General features: G+C 38.6%; 5 protein-coding genes. 2 read left to right on the top strand and 3 right to left on the bottom strand.

Translation table 11 applies throughout. The features are described 5' to 3' along the window. Positions 1-466 precede the first annotated feature (466 nt). The 3 genes from rpoB to rpsT form a co-directional block, all read right to left on the bottom strand. Positions 467-3,775, bottom strand: a complete 3,309-nt coding sequence (rpoB, locus tag F6K27_RS22205; protein ID WP_287278349.1) for a DNA-directed RNA polymerase subunit beta — start codon at positions 3,773-3,775, stop codon at positions 467-469. 857 nt (positions 3,776-4,632) lie between these two features. Then, entirely contained in the window at positions 4,633-5,427 is a 795-nt protein-coding gene (locus tag F6K27_RS22200) for a TatD family hydrolase (RefSeq protein WP_287278364.1), read from the bottom strand. 432 nt (positions 5,428-5,859) lie between these two features. After that, positions 5,860-6,198 (bottom strand): 30S ribosomal protein S20, encoded by a 339-nt coding sequence (gene rpsT, locus F6K27_RS22195; RefSeq protein ID WP_124142695.1) that lies wholly within the window; start codon positions 6,196-6,198, stop codon positions 5,860-5,862. A gap of 713 nt (positions 6,199-6,911) precedes the next feature. Here rpsT and hisD point away from each other — a divergent pair. Then, positions 6,912-8,276, top strand: a complete 1,365-nt coding sequence (gene hisD / locus F6K27_RS22190) for a histidinol dehydrogenase (RefSeq protein WP_287278365.1) — start codon at positions 6,912-6,914, stop codon at positions 8,274-8,276. Between the two features lie 574 nt (positions 8,277-8,850). Continuing rightward, entirely contained in the window at positions 8,851-9,282 is a 432-nt protein-coding gene (locus F6K27_RS22185) for a universal stress protein (RefSeq protein ID WP_287278351.1), read from the top strand. The last annotated feature ends 347 nt before the right edge of the window (positions 9,283-9,629 follow it).

Below are 9,629 nucleotides of genomic sequence, written 5' to 3'. Positions count from 1 at the left end.
TTTTTTGACAAAAAAGCCTTCTGGTCACAAGCTGACCACAAATAATGTGATTTGGTGATAACATGACGTTCAACTAGCTTCATACCTTAATTGTAGGTAATAACGACTCAATGGATAGACAACTGAAAAACTTACTCACTTTAGTTTTATAGCTATAGTTATGAGGAAGTTTGATTAACTTTAGAGAAGTTTTCGCTTTCTGTATTTACCCCATTTTTGGCAGTATAATTTTTACAAGTTAGTTAGTAAATTGGGCGTTGCATAAATGCGGGATGATTTTAATAGTTTTGTGTTTGGGGGCATCTTGCCCGTTCCTTATATTTTCACCCCAGGCAGGATGTCCACCCCACTTATATTCACCCTGCCCCTCAGTAATGCCGTAAATTGCAGTAGGTGTCAGGTTATGAGAAGAAATATCATCTAATTAACCCACCACCTACCACCTAAAACCTACTACCTAATTTACTTACTGCGGGTTTTCCTCTTGAGACAATGACTCATATACTGGACGAGAAGGCGCTCGCTTTCCTGGTATATCTGCCATCAAATCAACTTCCACATCCTGAGTCGTACCATCATCCATAGTTTCTACCTTGTGAGCTGCAATATCTAAACATAGAGACTGTAACTCTCGCATTAATACCTTGAAAGATTCAGGAGTACCAGGTCGTGGAATTGCTTTTCCTTTAACAATTGCATTCAACGCCTCATTCCGACCCTGCATATCATCGGATTTCACAGTCAATAATTCTTGCAAAGTATAAGCAGCACCAAAAGCTTCTAATGCCCATACTTCCATTTCTCCAAAACGCTGGCCACCTTGTTGTGCCTTACCACCCAAAGGCTGCTGAGTCACCAGAGAATAAGGCCCTGTGGAACGAGCATGAATCTTATCATCAACTAAGTGAACCAGTTTCAACATATAAGCAATTCCCACAGTCACTGGACGGTCAAACTTTTCTCCAGTGCGTCCATCATAAACAGGAATTTTCCCGGCATAATTTTCATTAAATACCCAATCTTTACCAGAACGTTCCCTGGCCAATTCCAACATTCGATGTACCGTTTCCCTTGATTTTTCACGACCGTGCATCTCATCAAAAGGTACACACTTAAATCGCACATTCAAAACCTCACCTGCCCATCCTAGCAAGCACTCAAAAATCTGCCCCACATTCATCCTCGAAGGTACACCCAAAGGATTTAACACTACATCTAATGGAGTACCATCGGGCAAATAAGGCATATCTTCAATAGGTAAAATCCGTGAAACAATACCCTTATTTCCATGTCGTCCTGCTACTTTATCTCCTACCTGAATCTTCCGCTTTTGAGCCACATAAACCCTGACCACCATATTTGCTCCAGGAGGCAATTCATCTCCTTTTTCCCTCGTAAATACTCGCACATCAACAATGCGACCTTTTTCACCATTCGGTACTCGGAGAGAATTATCCCGTACATCCCGTGCTTTTTCTCCAAAAATTGCCCGCAACAACTTTTCTTCAGGTGGTTGGTCAGACTCTCCCTTGGGTGTCACTTTACCTACAAGAATATCTCCAGATTCTACCCAAGCACCAACTCGAATTATTCCTTGTTCATCTAAGTTCCGCAGACCATCTTCCCCTACATTAGGAATTTCCCTGGTAATTTCTTCAGGTCCTAATTTTGTCTGTCGGGCCTCAATCTCAAATTTTTCAATGTGAATAGATGTATAAACATCGTCATATACTAAACGTTGGCTAATCAAAATTGCATCTTCGTAGTTATAACCTTCCCAAGGCATATAAGCCACCAAAATATTCTGCCCTAAAGCCAACTCAGCACCTTCAGTGGAGGAACCATCAGCTAATACTTGACCAGCTACTACTTGGTCTCCCTCATACACCAAAGGTCTTTGATTTAAGCAAGTATCTTGGTTAGACCTTTGATATTTACACAATGGGTAATCTATTTCATTACCTTGTGGATCGACCACAGATATTTTAGTTGAGTCTATAAAGCTAACTTCTCCATCTGTGCGGGTAATAACTACCATACCAGAGTCCCTAGCAGCTTGAGCTTCTAAACCTGTTCCAACTAGGGGTCTTTCTGGACGCAACAATGGAACTGCTTGTCGTTGCATATTGGAACCCATCAATGCCCGGTTAGCATCATCATGTTCCAAAAATGGAATTAATGATGTAGCAACTGAAACTACTTGCACCGGAGAGACTGCTACATAGTCTACTTGTTGGGGACTGGTAGTAGTAAAGTCTTGTCGATAACGTACTGGTACAACTTCCCCTAAAATATTACCTTCTGCATCGGTCATAATGTCCCCTGGTGCTACCCGGGAATCATCTTCTGCGTCTGCTGTCATGTATATTGGCTTGCCCTCGCGCAGCACTCGACCATTTTCTACAGGATAATATGGTGTTTCGATGAATCCGTAGCTATTGACTTTAGCATGATTTGCTAAGGAACCAATTAAGCCAGCATTTGGACCTTCTGGTGTCTCAATCGGACAAATTCGCCCATAATGGGAAGGATGGATATCTCGTACAGCAAATCCAGCTCTTTCTCTAGTTAGTCCTCCTGGTCCTAAAGCTGATATTCGTCGTTTGTGAGTCAGCTCTGCCAATGGGTTTGTTTGGTCCATAAATTGGGACAACTGAGAGGAGCCGAAGAATTCTTTGATAGCTGCTACCAATGGTTTCGGGTTAACCAGTGATGCTGGTGTTAATGAGTCCGCCTCAGATACGGTCATCCGCTCTCGGATAATTCGCTCTAAACGGTTTAAACCTACTCTTACTTGGTTTTGTAGGAGTTCTCCTACACTTCTCACCCGTCGGTTTCCTAAATGGTCAATATCATCTGTTTGACCAATGTCATATTCTAAATTAATTAGATAGTCAACTACGGCTAATATGTCTTCTTTGGTTAATACTCGTACTGTGTCTGGTAAGTTTAACCTGAGCTTTTTATTGAGCTTATATCTTCCTACTTTTCCTAAGTCATACCTTTTTTGGTCAAAGAATCGACTGTGGAGTAGTTGTTCCCCACCCGCAATAGTTGGTGGTTCTCCAGGGCGTAATTTCCGATACAGTTCTAATAGTGCCTCTTCTTCTCCAAATTGTCCTTCTTTTTCGATTGTTTTTTGGAAATAATCAGGATGTCTCAAAGAGTCAAAAATTTCACTGTCCCCTAATCCTAAAGCTTTTAGTAATACTTGAGCTGAAAGTTTGCGGGTTTTATCTATTCTGACCCAAACTAAGTCATTCTTATCTGTTTCAAACTTCAGCCATGCACCTCGGTTAGGAATTAAACTGGCATTATATGTGCGTCGTCCACTTTTATCTGTCTCAGATTTGTAATAAACTCCTGGGGAACGAACTATCTGATTAACGATTACCCTTTCAGCTCCATTGATGATAAATGTGCCTCTGTCTGTCATGAGGGGGAGATCGCCAATAAATACTTCTTGTTCTTTAATTTCTCCAGTTTCTTTGTTGATTAAGCGGGTGGGAACATACATTTGCACTGCGTAGGTGCTGTCTCTACGTTTGGCTTCTTCTACAACGTATTTTGGTTGCTTTAGTTTGTAGTTTTTGGCAATAAAGTGAAGTTCTAGTTTTCCTGTATAATCTGTAATAGGAGAATAGCTTTCTAGTTCTTCTATTAGGCCATACTCTAGAAACCATCGAAAGCTTGCCCTCTGAATTTCAATCAGATCGGGCATATTGAAAATTGGTAGGTTGCTTTGGGTGTTGATATTTAATTTTTGATGAATCATTCTTGAGTATCCTGGTTGTTGATTTATAGTTTTTTATGGGTTATTTTATTTCCCACAAATTTTATTTCAAACTTGAATATGTAATACACTTGTAAATTAGTTAGTGTAATATTTTGACAGTTTATATACATGAGTAAAGCAAAGCTTCTGTGCCAAGTTATTTTTTTTATAAGTAAATTTCATGATTTTTATTGAGTGTTATTTTAATTTTTTTCTGTTAATTTTACTCACTAACTACTATTTTTGAATCAAACAAAAAAGCTGTAGATAATATCATTTTTATAATTTGGTTAGGATGATGAAGTTTCGCCTAAGTAGTATAAGTATAGTTGTACATTTAAAGCATAAAGCCTAATACAAAAAGTTAGTTTTTCGTAATTAGTAATCTAATAAAAAATACATATTAATTTTTCAAGAAAAGCAAGTTAAACGATAATTTTATTGAAGATATCATAATTATTTGGTGCAGTTGCCAGACAATTATACTCTAATAAGTTTTTTGATTCCGGCCGTCTCCCAACTCAATATACGCTATTTCTGTCGTTGAGACTAGACAACTTTAGTTGTCCTGTGCTAGTTTGAGCAATAAAAAGTAAGCAGAATGTTAGGCATTGGCCTAAGCAGACTGTGTAGGGGCACTTTGACTTGTCCCCAAAGAATATATCTTTGGTCAGCTAAGAATAGACGAAGCAACAAGGATTTATCCTGTTGCTTAGTATCTACTTAGAATCCCCGTGAGTTGAATCCGGGGAGTAGTCAATCTCAAACTTACTCTCAGCATTATGTTAGGCCATTAAAGAGCGAACTATTAATTTACTTGTTTGACTTTTAATGATGAAATCTAAATATAATAGCCTTTAGGTATTTTTGGTGTCAATAGATAATCCAAATAGCCTACAAGCATTTTCGCTAGTTTGTAATGCTAAACTTTCTAGCGTCACACCTCTAAGTTCAGCTACTTTTTCAGCAACGTATTTAACATAAGCAGGTTCGTTTCGTTTGCCCCGCTTTGGAACTGGTGCTAGGAATGGACAATCCGTTTCTACTAACAGTCGATCATCATCTACTATTTTAGCTGATTCTTGAATTTGGGTAGCCTTTTTAAAGGTGACAGTTCCACTAAAGCTAATATAAAATCCTAAGTCTATAAATATCTTAGTTTCTTCTGGATTACCTCCCCAACAATGCATTACTCCTTTGACAAGTCCTTGATTTTTTTGGAAATCATCAATAATCTCGGCCATTGAGTGAGCAGCGTCACGACAATGGATAATTAACGGTTTGTTGAGTTTTTTGGCGATGGTTAACTGTTGTCTAAAAACAAATTCTTGTTGTTCTTTATTATCTGCTTTGTAAAAATCTAACCCTGTTTCACCGATGGCCACTACCTGAGGATCGGATGCAGCTAACTCTTCAATTTGAGTAGCCGTCGTAGATGTCCACTTATGAGCATCTAAAGGGTGTAGGCCAACTGCATAAGACAGTTCTGGAAAACGATCTGCTATTGATTTAATAGCATTGAATTCCTGTGGTTCAACACAAGAGTGAACCAGGTGGACAACTCCTGCTTTTTGCCAACGTTGGCGTATGTCTTCCAGGTCAGAATTGAATACGTCAAAGTTAATATGAACGTGAGTATCAATTAGCTGCATTTGTGGCTCTCCAGGTCTTCCAGTTATCATTTATCAGTACCTTCTGCAATCAGGAGGCTTGACATTATAAATATTCTCTTAGTCAGTTTGTAGTGCTATATTGTCAGTTGATATAGGTATATTGGCCACAAAAATATACAAAATTGTTAATGGATCGCTTTAACTATTTTAAACTTTTTTTACTCAAGACAGCTATTGAAGAAAAAATGAAGTCGGGTAATTAATTTAAGTTCTTACTAATTCTAGCAACTATACCGACTTGTGACATACTCCCACACTAACCATTCGGTATAGTGTGGGCTTCTCACTTCGCAGTCCTGCCATTGCATCGGACTCCATGAAGCTCTAAGGACGGGATGCCCCGCCGCCCTTTTTGCAGAGCGAAAAACTACGCACCTAGCTCCGCAATAAGACTAAGTAATCCAATCTTTTTTAAGAAGCTACAGAATCATTAGTTTCTGAAGACTCTTGCTGTTTACTGTCGATCTTTAGATGCCTTTTATAATATCTAACTAACCTGGACTTTTTGCGAGAACCATTATTTTTGTGTAAAACACCACATTTTACAGCTTTATCAATTTTACTGTAAGCTTTTGACATTCGCAGATTAACTTCTTGCTTTAATTCCTCTGTGGGATTAGCAGCGTAGTTTTCTACAGCAGTGAAGTATTTTTTCATCAGGGTTCTCACTGCTGATTTGTAGCTTTTGTTGCGTAAACGATTGCGTTCAGCAATCTGGATTCGCTTGATAGCAGACTTAATATTGGCCATAATTTAACTTTTCTTTAAGATCCAGACATTGTAGAAATTCATCTCATTCCGACGGTTCCCTTAAGAGACACTGCGGAATTCCTAAGACTCACGACTTAGGTTTCTGCTTCATAGCACCTACCTCCAAGGCTTTTACCTCTTTCCGGCCTTACGGTCACTCCACAGACTTACACTGCTAGCCCAGCAGCCAAAATATATAAAAATATAAAGTACCAGATATATAAATATAGCATTAATTATCAGAAAATACTAATACTTGTTGAAAAATATTGCAATTGAAGGTTTGGTATAGGAGTCGAGGCAAAGGACGGGGACAGATCGAAAGCTTAAAACTCAGATAACGCCAGATTTTTCCTTCTTTCTTCTTCCTTCTTTCTTCTTCACTTCTTCCTTATTCCTTCTGCTAAAGTTAAGCTTTTGGAGATATTGACAGATGATGCAGAAAACTGAGTACAGTATTAAATATGCCAGTGTTGTTACTTCACGCTATAACAAAGAGTAATGGGTGATTCGGAAACTTACGAGAATGGTTTTACTTTTATCCCTAAATTAAATCAGGGTGAAGCTAAGAGACAATTGGCGACCAATAAGAATTTTTCTTTCTTGATTGTCAAGTGTTGAGCATTCTGCATAGTTTTAATGTTGCTCCAACTCTCTGAGTTCTGAAAGTACCCTCTACTAACGAACTTTATTAGTTGGCATTCCTAATCTCCATGCTGCGAATAATTACTAACTGGCTTGAGGCACAAGCTGAATTAAAACGTATCACAGAACGTACCCATGATGATACGGCTATTCATAAAGAAACAACGGTGCGAGAAATCTTGCGCTCCGTTAAAGAAAAAGGTGATGAGGCTCTATTACACTATACTTCTGAGTTTGACCATATTACCTTGACTCCAGAAGAGTTAAAAGTAACTGGTTCAGAATTAGATGCGGCCTATCAACAAGTAAATAAGGACTTATTAAATTCTATTCGTTTTGCTGCTAAACAGATAGAAGCTTTTCACCGACAGCGAGTTCCTAAATCTTGGGTTCAGTTCGGTGATGATGAGGTGGTTTTGGGCAAACGCTACACACCAGTAGATCGAGCTGGTTTATATGTTCCTGGCGGTAAAGCTGCTTATCCGAGTACAGTTCTGATGAATGCTATACCAGCTCAAGTGGCCAAAGTCCCGAAGATTGTGATGGTAACACCACCTGGTCAAGATAACAAAATTCATCCCGCTGTACTTGTAGCTGCCCAGGAGGCAGGCATTCAAGAAATTTATCGGATTGGAGGAGCACAAGCAATAGCAGCTCTAGCTTATGGTACAAAAACTATACCAAAAGTGGATGTCATCTCTGGGCCGGGTAATATCTATGTAACTTTGGCAAAGAAGATTGTCTATGGTACGGTGGGTATTGATTCTCTGGCCGGACCTTCAGAGGTGATGATTATTGCTGATTCTGAAGCTAACCCAGTTCATTTAGCCGCAGATATGTTGGCTCAAGCAGAACATGATTCATTGGCTTCAGCTATCTTGTTAACTACAGATTCAGCAATAGCACGTCAGGTGGTAACAGAGGTAGAGCGACAACTTCAGGATCATCCACGTCGCACAATGACAGAAAAGGCGATCGCCCATTACGGTTTAGTTGTTGTTGTTGAGTCTCTCAAAGCTGCTGCTGAACTTTCTAATCTATTTGCTCCAGAACACTTGGAGTTGGAAGTTGCAGATCCTTGGGCTTTAGTGGAAAATATTCGTCATGCTGGTGCTATTTTCCTTGGTTATTCTACTCCAGAAGCTGTGGGAGATTATTTGGCAGGGCCAAATCATACTTTGCCGACTTCTGGTGCTGCTCGTTATGCTTCAGCATTGGGAGTAGAAACATTTATGAAGCATTCTAGTTTGGTTCAATATTCTTCTGCTGCTTTGCATAAGGTGGCTACCACTATTGATATATTGGCCACGGCTGAGGGGTTGCCCTCTCATGCTAACTCGGTAAGAGTTAGGACAAAAACTCAGGAGCAAGAGCAACAAGAATGGGTGAAAAAAGAAACAATTAATCAGGAAAATGATGGTAAAAATTTATAAGTAATGCAAGAGGACTCCCGTTAGAATCTTTAAGATCGCGGGAGAACATACCACTAATAATATAGAAAACTTTCAATTGTATAGCACAAGGAAAAAGGAAGCAGGAAGAAGGAAGAAGGAAAAATATTGCGTTGTCTAAGTTTTAAGCTTTTGACCTGTCTGCGCCCTTTCCTTCGACAGCTATAAAGTTTGTAATACTTTCAAAGATGGGGATTTAAAAGTAAGTCTTCATGTCCCACAAGTTGGCTATTAGCTTCTACGGTAGAAAGTCTGTTTAACCTAGATGGGGCTGATTATGGTAGCATTCTGCCTAGTGATGTACCGGAGAGATATGGTCAGTTAAAGTCAAAATGTCTCTTTGTAAGATTTTGTTTAAGTTTTTATAGAACAGATTAGTTGTTACTAAATTTATTCAAACTTTAACTGGGTTTCTTTGTAGAAACCTTAATTATCTATTTATTCATACTGGTGGGCATTATAATTATTTTGGTAACGGCATACTAAACATTTGAGACTTCATTTACCATTACTATACAGGACTACCTATTTCTTATCTCTACTAATACTCTTGTCTATGGCCTTCAAAACAATTATTGTAGCTCTTAGCAATTCACACTCAGATCTAGATTTGGTAATTCAAGCATTGACAGAATTTCACTTAACATCAAAAACGAGAGTGATTTTATCTCATGTGGTTGCTACAGAAAAATCAGATTTGGATCGGGAAGCGGATCAACCTCAACCTGAAGGGAAAAATATTTCTGTCGGGGAATTTGAAAAGCAACTCCAAGTTTACCGAGAAAAACTTCCTTGTACTACTGAAGTAGAGGTTGTGATCGGCGATCCAACTGAAGAAATTGTTCGTTTATCTAATATTTATAATGCAGATTTAATTGTAATTGGTAGTCGGGGATTAAAAGGTATCAATCGGATTTTGCAGGGGTCTATTAGTAGTCAGGTTGTTGCTGAAGCAAATTGCTCTGTGTTTGTGGTCAAGCAGAGATAGCTAATACTATTTGGTAGTGGTGCATCTTAATGGTAGAGGGAGTAGGGGAGTAGGGGAGTAGGCCAGATATGGAGTGGAAAAAACTGTAAGTAAGAAAGAAACCGAAATATATCCTCTCTCTTGGTCGATTGGATATGGCGAGGTAATCATAGCTCACATCATTAGGTAATTTGTCCCAAGTTCAATCAATACCATTACCATTTAGGACTAGCTACTATTGTTTTTATAAGTAGAAGTATTCAGGTCATAAATTACTATAAAAATAGAAAAAACAAATAGGTAATCAAAAGCAATCATAATTTAATTGCAGTATTTTTTTTATGTATAGGAAATATGATTAACTTATT

Origin of the sequence: Okeania sp. SIO2F5 (assembly GCF_010692685.1) — a bacterium.
In the GTDB taxonomy this organism is placed as follows: domain Bacteria; phylum Cyanobacteriota; class Cyanobacteriia; order Cyanobacteriales; family Microcoleaceae; genus Okeania; species Okeania hirsuta.
Note: the sequence above shows the minus strand (reverse complement) of the source record. Positions and strands in the feature narration are given on the sequence as shown.

Excerpts from the sequence above, each read along its gene's own strand:
- rpoB (WP_287278349.1), bottom strand. The coding sequence starts at position 3,775 with ATGATTCATCAAAAATTAAATATCAACACCCAAAGCAACCTACCAATT.
- F6K27_RS22200 (WP_287278364.1), bottom strand. The coding sequence starts at position 5,427 with ATGCAGCTAATTGATACTCACGTTCATATTAACTTTGACGTATTCAAT.
- rpsT (WP_124142695.1), bottom strand. The coding sequence starts at position 6,198 with ATGGCCAATATTAAGTCTGCTATCAAGCGAATCCAGATTGCTGAACGC.
- hisD (WP_287278365.1), top strand. The coding sequence starts at position 6,912 with ATGCTGCGAATAATTACTAACTGGCTTGAGGCACAAGCTGAATTAAAA.
- F6K27_RS22185 (WP_287278351.1), top strand. The coding sequence starts at position 8,851 with ATGGCCTTCAAAACAATTATTGTAGCTCTTAGCAATTCACACTCAGAT.